Raw genomic sequence first — 19,496 nt, forward strand, 5'->3', positions numbered from 1 at the left:
TCTTCACCGACGAGGAATGCTACAACTTCTTCAAGGCAGCAGGATACAAAACCGATTAAACGCGACACGCTCTAAGGCTGTTCGGTGTAATACGGTCCACCCCAGTGCACCCCCTACCGCGCGGCCAGCATCGCCAGACGGATCAGCGCGCGTTCGACAAGCGCCATGGCAGGCGCATGTTGCCCGGCCGAGCGCAGCTGCAAATCCGTGTCCGTCAACAGGGTCAGGGCCTGTTCCAGCCGCGTCACGTTCCATTTCTGGGCCTGCCGCAACACCCTGTCGCGACGCGGGCCAAACACTGGCGGGCGCACCCGGCCAATGCCTTGCGCCGGCCCGCCGGGATCGGACGCCACAGCATAAAGCGTGCGGAAATGTCGTGTGGCATTGATACACAACGAGACCGGCTGCACCCCCTGCGCGCGCAGCCGTTTCATCACCGGGCCAATCTCGCCCGAGCGCGCCTCGGCCACGATATGCAATATGTCATCTACCGCCGCCTCGACCGAGGTTGGGGCGCAGGCGGCGATGTCATCCGGTGACAGGGGGGCATCGTCGCCGTGTTTATAAAGCGCCAGCTTCTCCATCGTCTGGCGAAAATCACCGGGGTCCAGCTCTTGCGCCAGCCCCGTCAGATCGCGCATCGCATCCGGTTTGATGTCGCGCAGCCCAGCCTTGGCCAGTGTAGCCTCGATCTCAGCCCGACCGGGCGGTTCATCGTAAATCCCGACGGCGTAGGCGTTGTTATGACCCTCGAACAATTTGCGCAGCTTCGACGCGGGCTTAAGCTGCCCGGCGGTCACGATCACCTGCGCATCGCCATCGCGCCACTCGGACAGCGCGGCGGTCACGACCGGCGCAAGCGCCTCGGTCGCATCCTCGACGAACACAACGCGGGGGCCGGGGAAAAAGCCCTGCGCCTTGATCGCGTCCAGCAACATCGCGGGCTCTTTGCGCAACTCGGACCCGGACATCCGGGCAAGGCGCATCTCCTCTTCGCCCTGAGGGCCGATCAGCGCGGCGATCACCTCTTGACGGCGCAGCGCAACGCGCATCGCATCGGCCCCATAGATCAACAGCCCCGTGCGGCGCGGATCGGGCCGCGCAAAATATCCCGGAGCGTCGCGCCCCGACAGTTTCATGCCGGAAGATCCGCCGCGCCAGCAATCAGACGTGCGACCATCTGATCGGCCAGAATCGTCACAAGCCGTTCCTCGGCCGCGCGCTCGGCCGCCTGTCGCGCCACGGTAGAGCCGAAGGCCGAAAAGCTGTTGAAATTGTCCACTGTGCCCGACAACAGCACCGCGCCTGTCGAGCGGTTGCTCAGGGCGTAGGTTGCTTCACCCGTCAGATTAAAGCGCGTCGCGATGTTGCTGTTGGTGATCGCAACCGGCAACTGCGTAAGTTCAACCGCGTAAATCAAAGCATAGCGCGGATCGGATGCGCGGCCCAACCTGTCTTCCAACTCGCGGGTCATAAGATACCCGGCCCGGCCCTCCGGCTCGACAACCGATACCGCGTTACGCAACCGCGATGCCGCGCCGCCCGGTGCGTATGCGGGGCTGAACCCACATCCGGCCAAGCCCGCAACAGTAGCTGCAGCAGCGGCACCTTTCAGAAAGCTACGGCGATCAGATGACGACATTCACGATCCGTCCCGGGACAACGATGATTTTTTTCGGCTGGGCCCCATCCAGTGCCTTGGTCACAGCATCGTGCGCAAGGGCCAGTTTTTCAACCTCGGACTTGTCCATATCCTTGGGCACGCTGATTTCGGCCCGACGCTTGCCGTTGATCTGGATCGGCAAGGTAACGGTTTCGTCCACCAGAATCGCCTCATCCGGCTGCGGCCACGCGGCGGCAGCGGCCAAACCCTCGCCGCCCAGTGTTTGCCACAGGTCTTCGGACAAATGCGGGGTCATCGGTGACATCAGTTGCACAAGGGCGCGGGCCGCCTGTTTGCGGGCCTGCGTTCCGGCCTTTGATTTGGCCAAGGTGTTGGCAAAGGCATACAGACGGGCAATCGCCGCGTTGAAGCCAAAGGATTCCACACCGCCGGTCACATCGTGAATGGCCTTGTGCATCTCGCGCAGCAATGCGTCGTCCTGATCATTGGCGGGGGTGTCGCTGGCGGCGATTTCGGACACCACGCGATGCACGCGCGACAGGTGCTTGTGCGCGGCTTCGGCACCTGCCGCCGTCCACTCCACATCACGTTCCGGCGGGCTGTCGGACAGCACAAACCAGCGCGCGGTATCGGCGCCATAGGCCCCGATGATGCTGACCGGATCGACGACGTTTTTCTTGGATTTCGACATTTTGGCAGAGGGGATGATTTCAACCGGCGCGCCTGTCGCCTTCAGCTTCGCGTCTTCCACGTCTTCGGGCAGGTGATAGACCGGGCGGTCATTTTCATCGCGCGTCTGGTAAATCTCATGCGTGACCATGCCTTGGGTGAACAGCGCATTGAACGGCTCGATCGCCTTTTGCGGCAGGTGGCCGGTTGCGTGCATGGCGCGGGCGAAGAACCGTGAATACAGCAAGTGCAGGATCGCGTGTTCGATCCCGCCGATATACTGGTCCACGTTCATCCAATATTCGGCCTCGGCCATATCGGTGGGTGTCGCAGAACGCGGCGCGGTGAAGCGGGCGAAATACCACGAGCTGTCCACGAATGTGTCCATCGTATCGGTTTCCCGCCGCGCCGCTGCGCCGCAAGACGGGCAGGCGCAATCGCGCCATGTGGGGTGGCGATCCAGCGGGTTGCCGGGCACCGAGAAATCAATCGGCGTGCCGTCTTCGTCATAGGGCAATTCGATAGGCAGGTTTTCTTTCTTTTCGGGCACCACGCCGCAGGTGTCGCAATGCACCACCGGGATCGGGCAGCCCCAGTAGCGTTGCCGCGACAGGCCCCAATCGCGCAGGCGGAACTTTGTCACGCCTTGGCCAACACCGTTGTTTTCACAAAAGGCGATGGCAGCGTCTATTGCCTGTTCCCCGCTCTGCACTTCGTCGCCGGCGAACCCTTTGACGTAATGCACCTTTTCGGTTTTTGGCGGCACAAAGGCCGCGCCGCCGTCCTCGGGCAGGGTGAAGGCCTCATCGGGGGTTTGCGGCGCATAGGTTGAGGTAACGGGCAGGTCATACTTCCGCGCGAAATCCAAATCGCGCTGATCATGCGCCGGGCAGCCGAAAATCGCGCCGGTGCCGTAATCCATCAGGATGAAGTTGGCCACGTAAACCGGCAACTCCCACGAGGTGTCAAACGGGTGGCGCACGCGCAGGCCGGTGTCAAAGCCCTTTTTCTCGGCCTTCTCAAGCTCTTCCTCGGATGTGCCCATGCGGCGGCACTCGGCGTTGAACGCGGCCAGATCGGCGTTGTCTTTCTCCAACTGCCGGGCCAGTGGGTGGTCTGGCGAAATCCCAACAAAGCTGGCCCCCATCAGGGTATCGGGCCGGGTGGTATAGACCTCGATCCGGTCGTGGCCCTCGGGGCCGTCAATCAGTGAGAAGGCAAATTGCAAACCCCGCGACCGTCCGATCCAATTGGCCTGCATCAGCTTGACCTTGGCTGGCCAGTCATCCAGACCATCCAGCGCCTCAAGCAATTCCTCGGCAAAGTCGGAGATTCGGAAAAACCACTGCGTCAACTCGCGCCGTTCCACCAAAGCGCCTGATCGCCAGCCGCGCCCGTTTTCAACCTGTTCGTTGGCCAGAACGGTCATATCCACCGGATCCCAGTTGACCACGGCGTTCTTGCGATACACCAAGCCCTGTTCCAGCATGTCCAGAAACAGCGCCTGTTGCTGGCCGTAATATTCGGGGTCGCAGGTGGCGAACTCGCGGCTCCAATCAATCGACAGGCCTAGCGGCTTCATCTGGGCGCGCATGTCGTCGATATTGCCGTAGGTCCAATCCTTGGGATGTCCACCGCTGGCCATGGCGGCATTTTCGGCGGGCATGCCAAAGGCGTCCCAGCCCATGGGGTGCAACACGTTATGGCCAGTTGCCAGCTTGTAGCGCGCGATCACGTCGCCCATGGTGTAGTTGCGCACATGACCCATGTGGATGCGTCCTGAAGGGTAGGGAAACATCTCAAGCACATAGTACTTGGGCTTGTCTTCGGCCCGCTTGGCGCGGAAAAGTCCGGCCTTGTCCCAAGCCTGTTGCCATTTCTCTTCGATTTCGGCGGCAGAATAGCGCGACATGTGCGGCACACCCTTTTTCGGTCATTCCTGTTGCCCTGCGTGATAGGCTCCACACACTGCGGGGTCCAGTGGCAAGGCGCAAAAAGCAAGGGTTTGCAGGTGCAGATTGCCTGCCTATAACCGGAAAAAACAGTGTCGGGCGGTGCGTTTCATGAAAATCCTGTTCATTCATCAAAACTTTCCCGGGCAATACAAGCACCTTGCACCGCTTCTGGCCGCACAGGGGCATCACTGTGTCGCGCTGACGTTACGGGTGAAAAAGCAGACCGATTGGAACGGGGTGCGCGTGCTGCCCTACGCGCTCCCGAAACGCCAAGCGCAAGACATCCACCCGTGGCTGTTGGATCTTGACACCAAAGTGACCCGCGCCGAAGCCTGCTTTCACGCGGCCCGCAAGCTGAAACAGGCGGGGTTTGTGCCCGATCTGATTCTGGCCCATCCGGGGTGGGGGGAATCAATGTTTCTGCGCGATGTCTGGCCCAAGGCGCGGATCGGCCTGTATTGCGAGCTGTATCACAGCGCGGACTACCCACACTTGCGCTTTGATCCTGAGTTCGACAAAGGCGATGCCGATCTGTCGCGCCTGCGCATCCGCATGAAAAACATCAACAATCATCTGCATTTTCCGATGGCGGATGCCGGCATCAGCCCGACCCGGTTTCAGGCAGACACCTTCCCGCCCGAGTTCCGCGACCGTATCACCGTCATCCATGACGGGATCGACACCACCCAGTCCAAGCCCGACCCGAACGCGCGCCTGACGATCAAAGAGACGTTGGATGTATCGCGCAATGACGAGGTGATCACCTTTGTGAACCGCAATCTGGAACCCTATCGGGGGTATCACGTGTTCATGCGCGCCCTGCCCCGGCTGCTGCGCAACCGACCAAAGGCGCGCGTTGTGATCGTTGGCGGTGACGAAGTGAGTTACGGCGCGCGGCCCCCCAAGGGGCAGACATGGAAACAGATATTCATCGACGAGGTGCGCACGCAGATATCGGATGAGGACTGGGCGCGGGTGCATTTTCTGGGTCGCGTCCCGTATGACACGTTCACCACGCTGTTGCAGGTCAGCCGGGTGCATGTCTACCTGACCTATCCCTTTGTATTAAGCTGGAGTTTGCTAGAAGCCATGAGTTGTGGCGCAGCGATTGTGGCCAGCGATACAGCCCCCGTGCGCGAGGTGATCACCGAGGATGGGACCGGGCGGCTTGTTGATTTCTTTGACGGCGATGCTCTGGTGGATCAGGTTTGCGCGCTATTGAACGACAGCGCGGCGCGCGCCCGTTTGGGCAAGGCCGCGCGCGCCTTGGTGCAAGACAGGTACGACCTGCGCCGCATATGCTTGCCGCAGCAATTGAAATGGGTCGATGATGTGATGGCCACCAAGATGTGATCGGCTCGGGACGCTAGGTTACATCTGGCTCAGAATTTCTCGGCTTGGATGCGCAACTGACGCGCACGCGCTAGAATGGAGTCTTCGACGGCGCGCTGTGTGCCACCGGCAACAGGACCGCTGCGGGTTTGCAGCGCCACGTTCAATGACCGGGCATCCAGCGCGGGATCGCTGATCAGGATCGTTGCCCGATAGGCCCGACCACCGCCCGGCGGCGTGCCATAGCCCGTTGAAATCACACCGGTAAACGGATCGGCGGTTTGCACCGGCAAAAAGTCCAGAACATCAAGCGATGCGGTCCACAAAAAGCGGTTTACCTTAACCTCTGCATCGCCACCCTTGAACGCATCAAGCATTGACGACCCGCTCACGTAGTTGCCGCGTGAATCGGGCCCGGCTTCGATACGATAGGCTTCCGGATCAAGCTTGGCGTCGCGAAATCCCCCGCAAGAGGCAAGCAAAGCAAGGCAAACCGTGGTCAGTGCGGCATTTCTGATGCTGTACATGGTCATTACGCGATCCGGCATTGTTTCTCTTTCCCTACTATCCAAGCTGACGGATCGGGGCAAGGAGTTTACTGAAATTGACCGGATGATGTCTGGCGGCCATTGTGCCTTTGCCATCGGCTGTGGCACATAAGTGACGAAGTTGACACGGGTCTGAGGGGCTTGCCATGGGGCTGAACGACATCAAGGCGCGGATGCACAAAGCCGCAGAGGATGCAGGGCGCGCGCCGAACAGTGTAACCCTGATTGCCGTATCGAAAAAGCAACCGAATGAGCGGGTGGCGGCGGTACTGGAGCAGGGTCATCGCTGTTTCGGGGAAAACCGCGTGCAAGAAGCGGCTGGCAAATGGCCCGATTTTCGTGAGCGTTTTCAAGAGATTGACCTGCACCTGATCGGCCCGTTGCAGACCAACAAGGCGCGGCAGGCGTTTGAGTTGTTCCAATCCATTCATTCACTGGATCGGCCCAAACTGGCCAAGACACTGGCCCGGCTGGCGCAGGAAGAAGGGCATTGCCCGGACTTGTTCGTTCAGGTCAACACCGGCGAGGAAGACCAAAAAGCCGGCATCCTGCCCGGCGATTCTGATGATTTCGTCAAAGATTGCAAGGCCTTGGACCTCCCCATCAAGGGGCTGATGTGTATCCCGCCGGTGGATGAAGAGGCCAGTTTGCACTTTGCCCTTCTGGCCAAGATCGCCGAACGCAACGGCTTGGACGGGCTTTCGATGGGCATGAGTGACGATTTTGAAAAGGCGATTGCGCTTGGGGCCACTCATATTCGCGTCGGCAGCGCCATTTTCGGCGCGCGCGATTACGCCTAAGGTCGCACAATCAGCCGAGACTGTAACCTGATGTTCTGTGCGATTTCAATAAGGTGGTCGCGGCGAAAGGCAATGCACCCTTCGGTCGGATAATGCGGACGGCGCCATTGATGCAAGAATATGCAAGACCCTTTTCCGGGGTGCGCATAGGGCCAGTTCCAGTCGGTGATCAGGATCAGATCATACAGCGGATCAGCCCGGCGCAGCACCTCGTGCGAATATGAATAAGGCTTTCGAATCATAAGGTTGTAGTCTTCATGGTCGGGATCGTCTGACCAAATGTCACTGGGGCCGATGGGCACGGCCCAATCGGCGGGACGCGCCATGCGATCAGGCCGGTACAGCATCCCGACGATGCGATGCGTGCCGCTCGGTGTGGCCCCATCTCCCTCGCGTTTACAAGAACTTAGCCCCCCGCGCCCAATGGCACAGGGATAGCGGCGGCCCTGAAACCGCAGGCCAAGCGGGGTCAGAACAAGATCATCTGGCGTCATCATCATCCCCTATGTGATGCCTGAAAACAGGCCCGCACGAAAGCCGCAGTTTGACACAAACGTCAATCAGCGCCCCAGCCGCTTGCAGTAAATGATGCACATGAGAACACCCAGTGGGTTCAGAGCGCAATGACCGCTTCGAGCCCATGTTGGCCAATCCTGAGTTCATTGATGACAACCATTCGGCAGAAACCCAAGGCGCGGGATCAAGGCCGAAGGCTGCCGCGCCATCGGCGGGCCGCACCCACGGCCCGGCGATTGGGTTGGCCTTGGTACATAGCTTATTCATCGCGCGCCAGTAAGTTGGATAAAGCCTTGCCGAACCGACGTTGGTTCGCCACGCCGCGGCCCGTCGCTGTCTCGGCTCGTCACAATTGATGGAGCGCGCGCTCTATCGGCAAAGCCGACACTCGTCGCATTCAGCTCCCGAAGAAACCTTCGCGAGCCGGATCCTTGTCATCGTGTTGCCCTGAACGGCTCTCAGCTCCGCGCGGCATCATTTATTGCACAGGGCCGGCACCTGCCCGCCCATTTCGAACAAACGCCCGTTGCCCAGCGCGACCAAGCGCACAACATATGCATTGCCGTCGCCCAGACGCTCCCCGGTGTTTGCATTTGCCATCTGCGCCGACGACAGTCAAAACTAAGCCGTGTGGTTCGATACACTGACCCTGCCCATGCTTGTCGCGGGTTTTATCATGATGGCTGCCGTGATCGCCGTCGTCGGGGTGCGCCTGACCGAAAAGGCCGACCATCTGGCCGACAAAACCGGCGTTGGCGAAGCGATTGCCGGGGCAGTCTTGCTGGGCATGGCCACCTCGCTGGCGGGCACGGTGGTATCCTTCACTGCGGCACTGGATGGAGAGGTGTCATTGGCATTTTCCAACGCGGTGGGCGGGATCGCTGCGCAGACAGCATTTCTGGCACTGGCGGATATGGTATACCGCAAAGCCAATCTTGAGCATGCTGCCGCGGATTTGGCGAACCTGTTTCAAGCCAGCCTTCTGACGTTGATGCTGGGCATACCCTTGGCCGCCTATGCCGGACCGGAGGTTTCAGTGCTGGGGTTGCATCCCGCATCATTCGCGCTGCCGGTGATTTACGTAATTGGCCTACGGATCAGCGGACAGGTCCGCGATACGCCGATGTGGCATCCCGAGCACACCGGGGCCACGCGCGAAGACCGGCCCGAAGCCGAACAGGATATTTCCCCCGCTTTGGCGTCTTTGCTGATCCGCTTTCTGCTGTTGACGATTGTGCTGGGAATTTCGGGCTGGGTGCTCTCGAAAATCGGGGCGCAATTATCACTGCGGTTGGGGATTTCCGCCACATTCGTGGGCGCGTTGATGACAGCGGTGGCCACATCCCTGCCCGAGTTGATCACGGTACTGGCTGCCGTGCGGCGCGGGGCGGTGCAACTGGCCGTGGGCGGAATCATCGGCGGCAATACCTTTGACGTGCTGTTTCTCACACTGGCCGACGCCGGATACCGGCAAGGATCAATCTACCACGCGATCACAAAAGATGATTTGTTCTGGGTCGCCGTGGGGCTTGTGATGAATGGCGTTTTGCTGATCGGGCTGATTGTGCGTCAGCGGAACGGACCCGCACGAATCGGCGCCGAGAGCCTGAGCATCCTGCTGATCTATCTTGGCGCAGTGGCCATGCAGATCGTCGCCAGATAAGAGCCGCACCCAAGGCTGCGCCTGACACATCCAAGGGCACGGCAATAGTGCACGTCAGCAAAGGATCAGCAAGGATAGGTGGCGCAGTTCTGCGCCATTAACCAGATTTTCATGCGCAGCGCGTTTGTGAATTTGGCGGCGGTCTTTGACAAAATCTGTTACCGCACCTTGCAAGGCCGCCAGACCTCGGGTTGCGGCTGGCAAATTCTACACGGGCAGGGTATTGCACCGGGCCAGACAGGCCCCCGCGCGCGGGCTGCAACGCGAAGGCGCAACGCGATGACGGCACAGGCCGGACCCCGACCAGATATCAAGCTCAACAGCGTCACCTGCCGGTTCGGCCCCAGAACCGCGCTGCGCAATGTCACATTGTCGCTGACCGAGCGGCGGATCGGCATCATCGGGCGCAACGGATCGGGCAAAACCACCCTGTCGCGGCTGATCGCCGGCTTGGTCGCCCCGGATGAGGGCACGGTGCGCGTGGCCGGCGTGGATGTCTGCAAGGATCGCAAAACAGCAATCCGCACGGTCGGTATCCTGTTTCAAAACCCCGATCACCAGATCATCTTTCCCACCGTCGAGGAAGAACTGGCCTTTGGCCTGCGGCAATTGGGCCATGACAAACCCGCCGCCCGCGATGGCGCGCGGGCGATGCTGGCGCGGTTTGGCCGCGCCGAATGGCACGACCGGTCGGTGGACAGCCTGTCACAAGGGCAGCGGCATCTGGTGTGCCTGATGGCCGTGCTGGCGATGGCGCCCAAGGTGATCGTGCTGGACGAGCCGTTTTCAGGCCTCGACATTCCCACCACGCGGGCCCTGCGCCGGTTCCTTGACGGGCTGGACGCAACGCTGATTCATGTCACGCATGACCCGGGCGCCCTGACACGCTATGATCGGGCGATTTGGCTGGATCGGGGCACAGTGGCGGGCGATGGCCCCGCTGACACGGTGCTGGCCAATTATCTAAACGCCATGCAGGAGGCGGATGATGCTGACGCTGACCTCTGATATCGCGACGCCCTATCACCGGCTGCGCGCAGGCGGGAAACTGGCCGCGCTCTGCGTCGCAACCGTGGCCCTGTTCTGGCTGGGCAGCGTGCCGGGCATGGCCGCCGGGTTGGCGGTGGTGGCCGGGCTGTATCTGGTGCCGGGATGGCGATTTTTCCGGCAGGGGCTGCGCCTGTTGACGCCGGTGTGGTTTTTCGTGGCGCTGGTGATTGTCTGGCATATTGTAATGGGTCAAGCCATGTCCGGGCTGGTGATTGCCCTGCGGCTGATCGCGGCGGTGGCGCTGGCCAATCTGGTGACCATGACAACCCGGTTCGATGATCTGACGGATGTGGTGATGTGGCTGCTCAGCCCGCTGCGCAGCTTGGGCCTGAACACCGCGCCCTTGGGCTTTGCCATCGTGCTGGTGGTGCGGTTTATCCCGGTCCTGATGGACAAGGCCCACAAACTGATCGAGGCATGGCGCGCGCGCAGTGCCCGGCGCGTGGGCTGGCAGATTGCCCTGCCGATCACCCTGATCGCCATTGACGACGCCGAGCATGTGGCCGAGGCATTGCGCGCCCGTGGCGGGATGGTCCCGCCAGAAGAGACCTGACAACCAATCCCTCAAAGGAAACGCGACCCAATGGAACGTCACATCACCCTTATCGCCCTGTTCGCCGCACTGATCGCGGTGCTGGGGCTTGTGCCAAAATTCACACTCGCCTCGGGCATCCCGATCACGGCGCAGGGCATGGGCATCATGCTGTGCGGCACGGTTCTGGGCGCGCGGCGCGGTGCATTGGCCGTGTTGTTGTTTCTGGGGCTGGTTGCCCTTGGGCTGCCGCTGCTGGCGGGCGGGCGTGGGGGCTTGGGCGTGTTTGCCGGTCCGACCGTCGGCTTTCTGATCGGCTTTCCGGTCGCCGCCTTTGTCACTGGCTGGATCACCGAAAAGATGCGCGGCACGCCGGTCTTTCCCGCAGCGCTAATCGCCGCAATTCTGGGCGGCATACTGGTGCTTTATATCCCCGGCATTCTTGGCATGACGGCGATGCTGGACATGACCGTTGCACAGGCCAGCCTGTCAATGGCCCCCTTTATCCCCGGTGATCTGATCAAGGCCGGGCTGGCGGCGGCCCTGACGGCATCACTCTACAAGGCCCGCCCGACCAGCGTGCTGTCGCGCAGCTGATCAGCCCTGATCCAGAAGGTCGAGATCAAGCCCCTGCTTGAACTCGACCTCGACAAAGGCCATCGGCGCGTCGCCGCCGTTGATCACGTTGTGTTCAACCCCCGTTGGCCGGTGATAAGTCTGGCCCGGCGGCAAAGACACCTCGTTCACGGTGCCATCAGGCATTTCCAACTTCATGTTGCATTCGGTCAGGGCCACGATCACATAATCGAACCCATGCACATGCCATCCGGTTTCAGCCCCCGGCGCAAAATCGAACCGGGTGATGCAATGCGCCTCGGTATCGGTCAGGGTTTGCGGCTGCGCTTGTGGTCGATCACCCATAACAGGCTCCTTCATGGAAATTTTTCTGTGCTCAGCCTACGGCACGGCTGTTCTGCTTGCCAGCAATAACCCCCGGGGACTCGCCACTGACGACAGAGGCCGAGTTTACAGCCCCCAAGCGGCGCATTTCCGGTCAACCGTCTTGCGCGCGATGCCAAGGCGGCGGGCGGCCTCGGCCCGGTTTCCACCGCAGGCGTCTAGCACGTTCATGATATGGCGTTGCTCGACCAGTTCCAGCGTTTCAATTGCCTCAGCACCACTGACTTCGCCACTGCCGGAAAACTCCGCCGGGAAGGCACCCAATATCACCGACCGTTCGATCAGGTTGCGCAATTCACGCACGTTACCGGGCCAGTCGTAACGGCTGAGTTTCAAAAGCACAGCCTCGTTGAGGTCCAGTGACGGCAAGCCAAGAGTGCGGGAAAATTCGCTCATGAACAGGGCCGCCAGTTCAACGATATCCTCCGAGCGATCTTTGAGCGGGGGCATCGCGATATTCAGCACGTTGATCCGGTGATACAGGTCGGCGCGAAACCGGCCCTCGGCCACAGCCTTTTCCAGATCGGCATTGGTGGCGAACAAGAACCGCAGGTTCAGCGGAATCTCGCGCTCGGCCCCCGTGGGGCGAATGCGGTGATCTTCCAGCACACGCAGCAACGTCGCCTGCACTTGGTCGGGCAACTGCGCGATCTCATCCAGAAACAGCGTTCCACCGTCGGCGTGCAAAAGCAGCCCATCCTTGCGCCGTTCGCCGCCGTCGATCAGGCCGAACAGCTCTTCGGCGATGTGATCGGGTGATATGGTGGCGCAATTCACCGCCACAAAGGGTTTTTCAGCCCGGTCCGACAGGCCGTGCAGGGTGCGCGCGGCAATTTCCTTGCCGGTGCCGCTGGCCCCGGTGAACAAAACCGAGGTCGGCAAAGGCGCCACACGGGCAAGCATCTCGCGCACCTCGACAATGGCCGGGGATTTGCCCATCAAACGCCCGCGCGCGGTGGCCCCGCTTTCGCTTAGCGCATGTTTCAAAAGATAGTTTTCGCGCCGCAGATATTTGCGGTCAAGCGTGCGGGCCACGGCGTTCAGAATTTGATTGGCGCGAAACGGCTTCACAACGAAATCGGCGACGCCCGCCCGCAAGGCCTGAATGACCGTATCCAGATCGGCATAAGCCGTGATCAGGATGGTTTCGGCGAAAAACCCCACGCGGCGCTGTTCTTTCAGCCAATCCAGACCAGTTGTGCCGGGCATGATATTATCAAGGATCACCAGATCAAAATGTGTGCTGTCCAGTATATCACTGGCCTCGGCAGCCGAGCGCGCCTGCTCCACCCGCTTGCAACGGGGTGTCAGGGTTTTAATCAGGAAATTACGCATACCAGGTTCATCATCGACCACAAGGATCGACGCAGCAGTCAGCGTTTCACCGTAGTCATCCCGGCGTGAGGATGACGCGGGGGGCGCGCCGATCATTCGGACGCGTCACCCAAGCGCACCGCGTCGCTTGCCATCTGGTCTTGGCTGGAAAACCCCAAAGAGCTTAGACCATAATACGCCCCGACCGCGATCAGCGCCGTGACGAAAAAGGCCGCATACATTGCTTTCATGTCAGTTCTCCTGTTTGGGCGCCGTAGCACGGCGCAAATAAGCGATCAGATCCTGCCGATCATTTGGCGCGGTGATCCGTTGCATAGGCATCTTGGAACCCGGGATATAGTGATCCGGCCCGCTGTCGAACAGAGCGTCGATGGTCTTATCGGTCCAGATGATATCAGATCCGGCCAGTGTTTCGGAATAACGGTAGCCCGGCAGCGTCCCGGCTTGGCGGCCGAACACATTATACAACGACGGCCCTGCCTTGCGCGAGGGGGGCGGCGTCAGTGCGTGGCAGATCGAACATTTGCGCATGAATTGCCGTTCCCCGTTCGGCATTTCGTCGGGGTCGCGCAGAAAGCTGCGCTCTGCCCCGCCAGCGGGGTCGAATTCATCCAGCAACGACACCGGCCAAGAATAGGCGACATCCTCAAGCCCACCGGCCAGAACGGTCTGCCCGTCCGTTGAGAACGCAAGCGCCCAGACAGGGCCACGGCGCATGGCCCGGAAATCACGGGCAATCTGCCAGCGGGCGGTGTCGATGATCATGATATATCCATGCCCGTCGCCGACCGCCAGTTGGTGGGTGGCCGGATGATGGTCCATCGACAAGATCGGCCGTCGCTCAAGCGAGAAATCCGCCAATTGGTCGCCGTTTTCTGCGTCGATCACACGGGTCACCCCATCAACCGCGCCATAGGCCAGCCATGCCCCATCCGGCCCCAGAAGAATACAGTTCACGCCAAAGCCCTGATTGGTCAGGATGCGGCTGCTGCCATCCGCGATATCCCAAACTCGGATCGTGCCATCTGCTGACGCGGAATAAAGCTGCGTCCCGTCGTGGCTGAAGGCAACGGCGTTGACCCCGGCCTCGTGCCCGGTCAAAAAGCGCGGCGCGCGGTCAGGCGCGACAAGCGACCACAGCCCGATACTGCCATCCCAACTGGCCGAAGCCAAAACCGCGCCGTCGGGCGATTGTGCCAAGGCGACCACCTTGCCTTTGTGACCTGTCAGACGGGACGCCGCACCGCTGGCCAGATCCCACAGGATCACGGCAAAGTCATCGCCTGCCGATGCTGCCCTGTCAGGGCCAAGAAACAGCACCGTGTTCACCGCTGCATCGTGACCTTCAAGCCAACGCGCCGCGCGGTTTTGCCAAAGGCCCACGGAATTGTCGAAGCTGGCTGTCGCCACCTGCCCAGTCGATTGGTTCACGTCCAAGCCCATCACCGGCCCACCATGACCCTTCATCGTGGTGAACTGCTGCGCCGCGGCCCCAATCGGGGCCGCAACAATCAGACAGACCAACAAGCTTTGAAGCAGCCTTTGCATAGGTCACTCGGCGGGGGTCGCCGCCTTGCCTTTCTCGCCGCTTTTGGTCGCCGCTTCACCTTTTTCCTGTAACTCTTCCAGCCAAAGGCTGTGGTGTTCGCGCGCCCATTGCTCTTCGACCTCGCCCGAGCCCATAGCATCAAACGCGCCTTCCATCCCGACCGAGCCGATATAGATATGCGCAAGGATGATCGCCATCAGCACAAAGCTGACAATCGCGTGCCATGCTTGGGAAAACTGCATTTCCTCATGCGGGGCCAACTCTGTGGGCAGTGCGCCAAAGCCGAACGCTTGTGGCAGGCCGGTATCGTTGAGGATCACGAAGGTTTTCGCGAACATTGGCAGTTCGAACGGGAACAGCAGCGACAGACCCGATACCGAGATCGACGCGCCCAGCACGATCACCGACCAGAAAATCAACTTCTGCCCGGCGTTGAATTTCTTGGCGGGCGGGTGCACGCCCTTTTTGAAGATCCCACCGCCCACGGCCAACCATTTCAGGTCGGTCTTGTTGGGAATGTTATGGGCCACCCACATCACGAAGGCCATGATCAAACCCAGCATGAACGCCCAAGAAATGTTGTTGTGCACCCATTTTGAGCCGATGGCGATTGTCGAGAAACCTTCCAACCCGAGCAGCGGTATCAACAGGGTGCGACCCAAAAGCGAGACCAGCCCGGTGAGGCCAAGAACCACGAACGAGCCTGCCATCAGCCAATGGGCAAAGCGTTCGATGAATTCAAAACGGGTGACGGTTCGGCCGGTTTTTTCACCGTCAATCGTGATCCGTCCCCGGATCAGGTAGAACAGAACCAGCAGGCCCAGAACGCCGATCAGGCCCCAGCCGCCGTAGGTAGACAATGGCCCCTGACGGAATTGCAACCATGCCATGCCACGATCCTGCACCAGAACCTTGGCGACATCGCCACCGGCAGAGACTTTGACATTGGCATCGTTGAAACGCAGGTCGCGCCAAACTTCGGAATCCGACACGCCGCCCAACGGGCCAAGCCCCGGTGCGGTTTCGCCGTCACCCGCATTGTCGCGGCGATAACTGTTGTCGACGGTTTCGCCGCGTTGCCGCGCGAGGATGTCCTCTAGCGTGGGCGCGCCGCCGGTTGCAGAGCGATCAATCTGCTCGGGCTCGGCGGTGTCTTGTGCAGCGGCAGGCCCGGCAAGTGGCGCGGCCAGCAACACAGACAAAAAGAATGTGGTCAAAAGACGGGTCATGGCGATCTGTCCAGTTTATCAGATGGGTTGAGATGCTGAGCGGGCGGCACATAGGCCGCCCGCCCGCATATCACGGGCGTGGGGCGCGCATTTCCCGCGCCCCGTGACACCGAAAGGGTCAGCCGCCCTTTTGCTCGTACGCTGTGCCCCAGCCCCAGGCCCCGCTGCCAAAGCCACGGGCCACGACGCGTTCGCGGTAGATGTCCGACACAACGTCGCCATCGCCCGCCAAAAGCGCCTTGGTCGAGCACATTTCGGCGCAGATGGGCAGCTTGCCCTCAGCGATCCGGTTGCGCCCGTATTTCTGGAACTCGGCCTGACTGTTGTTGTCTTCGGGGCCACCGGCGCAGAAGGTACATTTGTCCATCTTGCCACGGCTGCCGAAGTTGCCAGCCTGCGGGTATTGCGGCGCGCCGAAGGGGCACGCGTAGAAGCAATAACCACACCCGATGCACAGATCCTTGGAGTGCAGAACCACCCCGTCTTCGGTCTGATAAAAGCAGTCCACTGGGCAGACCGCCATACAGGGGGCATCTGAACAGTGCATGCAGGCCACCGAGATCGACCGCTCACCGGGTTTACCATCTTCGATGGTGACGACCCGGCGCCGGTTGATACCCCAAGGCACCTCGTGCTCGTTCTTACATGCGGTGACGCAGGCGTTGCATTCGATGCAGCGTTCGGCGTCACAGAGGAATTTAGCTCTAGCCATTTCCGTTTCTCCTTATGCTGCGCTGATTTTGCAGAGAGTCGCCTTCGTCTCTTGCATTTGCGTGACCGAGTCATAGCCGTATGTTTGGGCGGTATTTGTCGATTCACCCAAGACATAGGGATCGGCACCATCGGGATATTTGCTCCGAAGATCCTCACCCTGATAGTGGCCGCCGAAGTGGAACGGCATGAAGGCAACGCCTTCGCCCACCCGTTCGGTGACCATGGCCATGACCTTGACCTTGCCGCCCTCGGGGCCTTCGACCCAGACCTGTGCGCCGTCCCGCACGCCAAGGTTATTGGCATCGCGCGTGTTGATTTCGACGAACATGTCCTGTTGCAGCTCGGCCAGCCACGGGTTCGACCGGGTCTCATCCCCGCCGCCCTCGTATTCAACCAGACGCCCCGATGTCAGAATGATCGGGTAGTCCTTCGAGAAGTCCTGCTTCTGGATCGATGCATAGAGGGTGGGCAGACGATAGTCGCGCCGGTCTGCGTAGGTTGGATAATCCTCGACCAGATCGCGCCGGTTTGTATAAAGCGGCTCGCGGTGCAGGGGCACCGGATCGGGGAATGTCCACACCACGGCACGGGCCTTGGCGTTGCCAAACGGCGCGCATTCGTGCTTGATCGCCACCCGCTGGATACCGCCCGACAGGTCGGTTTTCCAGTTGGTCTTGGGGCCTGCGACAGCATCAATGGCGGCGCGTTCTTCGTCGGTCAGGTCACCGTCCCAACCCAAGTCCATCAGCATCTGCATCGTAAACTCGGGGTAACCATCCTGAATTTCCGAGCCTTGGCTGTAGACGCCTTCGGCCAGCAGGTTGTCGCCGTCGCGTTCCACACCGAAACGGGCACGGAAGGTCAGGCCGCCTTTGCTGACGGGTTTGGACAGATCGTACAGGTTCGGCGTGCCGGGATGGTTCATCTCGGGTGTGCCCCAACTGGGCCATGGCAGACCGTAATAGTCACCATCCGCCGGACCGCCCACGGCTTGCAGCGTGGTTCTGTCGAACGTGTGCTGATTGGCCATGTGCATCTTGAGGCGTTCAGGCGACTGGCCGGTATAGCCGATCGTCCACATACCGCGGTTGAATTCGCGGGTTGTATCCTCGACATCCGGCGTGATGCCATCGTCTTCCAGCTTGATGTTACGGAACATCCGATCGTGGAAGCCGAACTTTTTCGCGAACAGGCCGATGATCTCGTGATCGGACTTGGACTCGAACAAAGGCTCAACGATCTTGTCGCGCCACTGCAACGACCGGTTCGATGCCGTGACCGAGCCACGAGTTTCAAACTGCGTACACGCAGGAAGCAGATAAACCCCGTCGGTGCGATCATGCAGCACCGCCGACACCGTCGGGTAAGGGTCAACCACGACAAGCATGTCGAGTTTTTCCATCGCCGTCTTCATCTCGGTCATACGGGTCTGCGAGTTGGGCGCGTGGCCCCACAGAACCATGGCCCGGACGTTGTTGGGCTGGTCGATATTCTCTTTGTCTTCAAGAATACCGTCGATCCAACGCGACACCGGGATGCCCTTGAGGTTTTGCAGCGACTTTTCCTTGCCGTCCGCACCGGTGACCTTGGCGAAATTCCCGGCCAGCCATTCAGGATCTTCATCCCAGACACGCGCCCAGTGGCCCCATGCGCCTGCCGACAGGCCATAATAGCCCGGCAGCGTGTGCGACAGAACACCAAGGTCGGTTGCGCCCTGCACATTGTCATGGCCGCGGAAGATGTTGGTGCCGCCACCCGATGTGCCCATATTGCCAAGGGCAAGTTGCAGGATGCAATACGCGCGGGTGTTGTTGTTGCCGTTGGTATGCTGCGTGCCACCCATGCACCAGATCACAGTGCCGGGACGGTTGTTGACCAAGGTCCGCGCAACGCGTTCCAGTTGGCTGCCCGGCGCGCCGGTGACGCGCTCGACCTCTTCGGGGGTCCACTTGGCGACCTCGTCCCGGATCTGGTCCATTCCCCAGACACGGGTGCGGATGAACTCTTTGTCCTCCCAGCCGTTCTCGAAAATGTGCCACAACAGGCCCCAAACCAGCGCCACATCGCTGCCCGGACGGAACCGGACGAATTCGTCGGCATGCGCCGCCGTGCGGGTAAAGCGAGGATCGCACACGATCAGCGGCGCGTTGTTCTGTTCCTTGGCCTTCAAAACGTGCAGCAGCGAAACGGGGTGCGCCTCGGCCGGATTGCCGCCGATGATGAAAATTGCCTTGGAATTGTGGATGTCGTTATACGAATTGGTCATGGCGCCGTAGCCCCATGTATTCGCAACGCCCGCCACTGTCGTCGAGTGACAGATGCGCGCCTGATGGTCCACGTTGTTCGTGCCCCAATAGGCGGCGAACTTGCGGAACAGATAGGCCTGTTCGTTGTTATGCTTGGCCGAGCCCAGCCAATAGACACTGTCAGGGCCACTTTCCTCGCGGATGTTCATCATGCCGTCGCCGATCTCGTTGATCGCCTGTTCCCAGCTGATGCGCTTCCACTCGCCACCCTCTTTCTTCATCGGGTATTTGAGGCGGCGTTCGCCATGCGCGTGTTCGCGCACCGATGCGCCCTTGGCGCAATGCGCGCCCAGATTGAACGGACTATCCCAGCCGGGTTCCTGACCCGTCCAGACGCCGTCTTGCACCTCGGCCACAACCGTGCAGCCGACCGAGCAGTGTGTACAGACCGATTTGATGGTCTCGACGGCGCCATTTGCCGCCGAGGCCGCGTTGGCTTTGGTCACGGTGCCGCCAGTGGCACCGATCGCAGCCAAGCCACCAATGGCCAGACCGCTGCCGCGCAGGAACGCACGACGGTCGACGGATTTGCCGCCGACTTCAGACAGGATACTTGTCCGCTGGGGGCGTCTCGCAACCCCGTTGGTCTTTTTCCTAAGCATATTTCATCTCCTCCCGAGCTGCGCCCTCTGGGCTTGCTGGGTACTAAGGTTATCCACTGAACGGTCGGGCCTATCGCAACCAGTCGTCAGCGGGGCGAGCAACTGCGTCCGG

The 19,496-nt window shown here is 60.8% G+C and carries 19 protein-coding genes; 6 read left to right on the forward strand and 13 right to left on the reverse strand.

Features of this window, described 5'->3' with window-relative positions:
- Positions 1-113 precede the first annotated feature (113 nt).
- From holA to leuS, 3 genes are read right to left on the reverse strand one after another with little or no spacing between them, the layout of a single operon-like run.
- Positions 114-1,139, reverse strand: a complete 1,026-nt coding sequence (gene holA, locus HAT86_RS13550) for a DNA polymerase III subunit delta (RefSeq protein WP_167198816.1) — start codon at positions 1,137-1,139, stop codon at positions 114-116.
- Positions 1,136-1,642: an LPS assembly lipoprotein LptE gene (lptE, locus tag HAT86_RS13555; RefSeq protein ID WP_167198819.1), complete on the reverse strand. Its 507-nt coding sequence runs from the start codon at positions 1,640-1,642 to the stop codon at positions 1,136-1,138. The genes holA and lptE overlap by 4 nt, the downstream gene beginning before the upstream one ends.
- Positions 1,629-4,205, reverse strand: coding sequence for a leucine--tRNA ligase (gene leuS, locus HAT86_RS13560; RefSeq protein ID WP_167198822.1), 2,577 nt, complete (start codon positions 4,203-4,205; stop codon positions 1,629-1,631). Before leuS ends, lptE begins: the two co-directional genes overlap by 14 nt.
- A 151-nt stretch (positions 4,206-4,356) precedes the next feature.
- Here leuS and HAT86_RS13565 point away from each other — a divergent pair, with 151 nt between their 5' ends.
- Positions 4,357-5,601: a glycosyltransferase family 4 protein gene (locus HAT86_RS13565; RefSeq protein ID WP_167198825.1), complete on the forward strand. Its 1,245-nt coding sequence runs from the start codon at positions 4,357-4,359 to the stop codon at positions 5,599-5,601.
- A 29-nt stretch (positions 5,602-5,630) separates the two neighbouring features.
- On the opposite strand, the gene HAT86_RS13570 is transcribed toward HAT86_RS13565, so the two are convergent.
- Positions 5,631-6,113, reverse strand: a complete 483-nt coding sequence (locus tag HAT86_RS13570) for a DUF3576 domain-containing protein (RefSeq protein ID WP_167198828.1) — start codon at positions 6,111-6,113, stop codon at positions 5,631-5,633.
- Between the two features lie 161 nt (positions 6,114-6,274).
- On the opposite strand from HAT86_RS13570, the gene HAT86_RS13575 reads away from it, so the two are divergent.
- Positions 6,275-6,928, forward strand: a complete 654-nt coding sequence (locus tag HAT86_RS13575) for a YggS family pyridoxal phosphate-dependent enzyme (RefSeq protein WP_167198831.1) — start codon at positions 6,275-6,277, stop codon at positions 6,926-6,928.
- Here HAT86_RS13575 and HAT86_RS13580 read toward each other — a convergent pair.
- Both HAT86_RS13580 and HAT86_RS17030 read right to left on the reverse strand, forming a co-directional pair.
- A complete protein-coding gene (locus HAT86_RS13580; RefSeq protein ID WP_167198834.1) occupies positions 6,925-7,422 on the reverse strand; it encodes a L,D-transpeptidase family protein in 498 nt (165 codons plus the stop codon). The genes HAT86_RS13575 and HAT86_RS13580 overlap by 4 nt on opposite strands.
- 496 nt (positions 7,423-7,918) lie before the next feature.
- Positions 7,919-8,044: a hypothetical protein gene (locus HAT86_RS17030; RefSeq protein WP_269204323.1), complete on the reverse strand. Its 126-nt coding sequence runs from the start codon at positions 8,042-8,044 to the stop codon at positions 7,919-7,921.
- A 28-nt stretch (positions 8,045-8,072) separates the two neighbouring features.
- On the opposite strand from HAT86_RS17030, the gene HAT86_RS13585 reads away from it, so the two are divergent.
- From HAT86_RS13585 to HAT86_RS13600, 4 genes are all read left to right on the forward strand, one after another.
- Positions 8,073-9,107: a sodium:calcium antiporter gene (locus tag HAT86_RS13585; RefSeq protein ID WP_331272551.1), complete on the forward strand. Its 1,035-nt coding sequence runs from the start codon at positions 8,073-8,075 to the stop codon at positions 9,105-9,107.
- A 111-nt stretch (positions 9,108-9,218) separates the two neighbouring features.
- Positions 9,219-10,115, forward strand: coding sequence for an energy-coupling factor ABC transporter ATP-binding protein (locus HAT86_RS13590; RefSeq protein WP_231125913.1), 897 nt, complete (start codon positions 9,219-9,221; stop codon positions 10,113-10,115).
- Positions 10,096-10,710 carry an energy-coupling factor transporter transmembrane component T family protein gene (locus HAT86_RS13595; protein WP_167198838.1) on the forward strand — a complete coding sequence of 205 codons (615 nt, stop codon included), beginning with the start codon at positions 10,096-10,098 and terminating at the stop codon, positions 10,708-10,710. Before HAT86_RS13590 ends, HAT86_RS13595 begins: the two co-directional genes overlap by 20 nt.
- A 30-nt stretch (positions 10,711-10,740) precedes the next feature.
- Positions 10,741-11,286 (forward strand): biotin transporter BioY, encoded by a 546-nt coding sequence (locus HAT86_RS13600; protein ID WP_167198841.1) that lies wholly within the window; start codon positions 10,741-10,743, stop codon positions 11,284-11,286.
- Here the strand turns inward: HAT86_RS13600 and HAT86_RS13605 are convergent, their stop codons facing one another.
- The 7 genes from HAT86_RS13605 to HAT86_RS13635 form a co-directional block, all read right to left on the reverse strand.
- The gene (locus HAT86_RS13605) at positions 11,287-11,610 is read right to left on the reverse strand and encodes a cupin domain-containing protein (protein WP_167198844.1); all 324 of its coding nucleotides are present in this window, start codon (positions 11,608-11,610) and stop codon (positions 11,287-11,289) included.
- A 105-nt stretch (positions 11,611-11,715) separates the two neighbouring features.
- The gene (locus HAT86_RS13610) at positions 11,716-13,080 is read right to left on the reverse strand and encodes a sigma-54-dependent transcriptional regulator (RefSeq protein WP_167198847.1); all 1,365 of its coding nucleotides are present in this window, start codon (positions 13,078-13,080) and stop codon (positions 11,716-11,718) included.
- Positions 13,077-13,214 carry a hypothetical protein gene (locus HAT86_RS13615; protein WP_167198851.1) on the reverse strand — a complete coding sequence of 46 codons (138 nt, stop codon included), beginning with the start codon at positions 13,212-13,214 and terminating at the stop codon, positions 13,077-13,079. The genes HAT86_RS13610 and HAT86_RS13615 overlap by 4 nt, the downstream gene beginning before the upstream one ends.
- Before the next feature lies 1 nt (position 13,215).
- A complete protein-coding gene (locus HAT86_RS13620) occupies positions 13,216-14,532 on the reverse strand; it encodes a c-type cytochrome (RefSeq protein ID WP_167198854.1) in 1,317 nt (438 codons plus the stop codon).
- A gap of 3 nt (positions 14,533-14,535) precedes the next feature.
- A complete protein-coding gene (locus tag HAT86_RS13625) occupies positions 14,536-15,762 on the reverse strand; it encodes a formate dehydrogenase subunit gamma (protein ID WP_167198857.1) in 1,227 nt (408 codons plus the stop codon).
- Positions 15,763-15,880: 118 nt separating this feature from the next.
- Positions 15,881-16,474, reverse strand: coding sequence for a formate dehydrogenase FDH3 subunit beta (gene fdh3B / locus HAT86_RS13630; protein ID WP_167198860.1), 594 nt, complete (start codon positions 16,472-16,474; stop codon positions 15,881-15,883).
- A 12-nt stretch (positions 16,475-16,486) separates the two neighbouring features.
- Entirely contained in the window at positions 16,487-19,384 is a 2,898-nt protein-coding gene (locus HAT86_RS13635) for a formate dehydrogenase subunit alpha (protein ID WP_167198863.1), read from the reverse strand.
- Between the last annotated feature and the right edge of the window lie 112 nt (positions 19,385-19,496).

Source organism: Roseovarius gahaiensis, from assembly GCF_011601345.1.
GTDB lineage: Bacteria > Pseudomonadota > Alphaproteobacteria > Rhodobacterales > Rhodobacteraceae > Roseovarius > Roseovarius gahaiensis.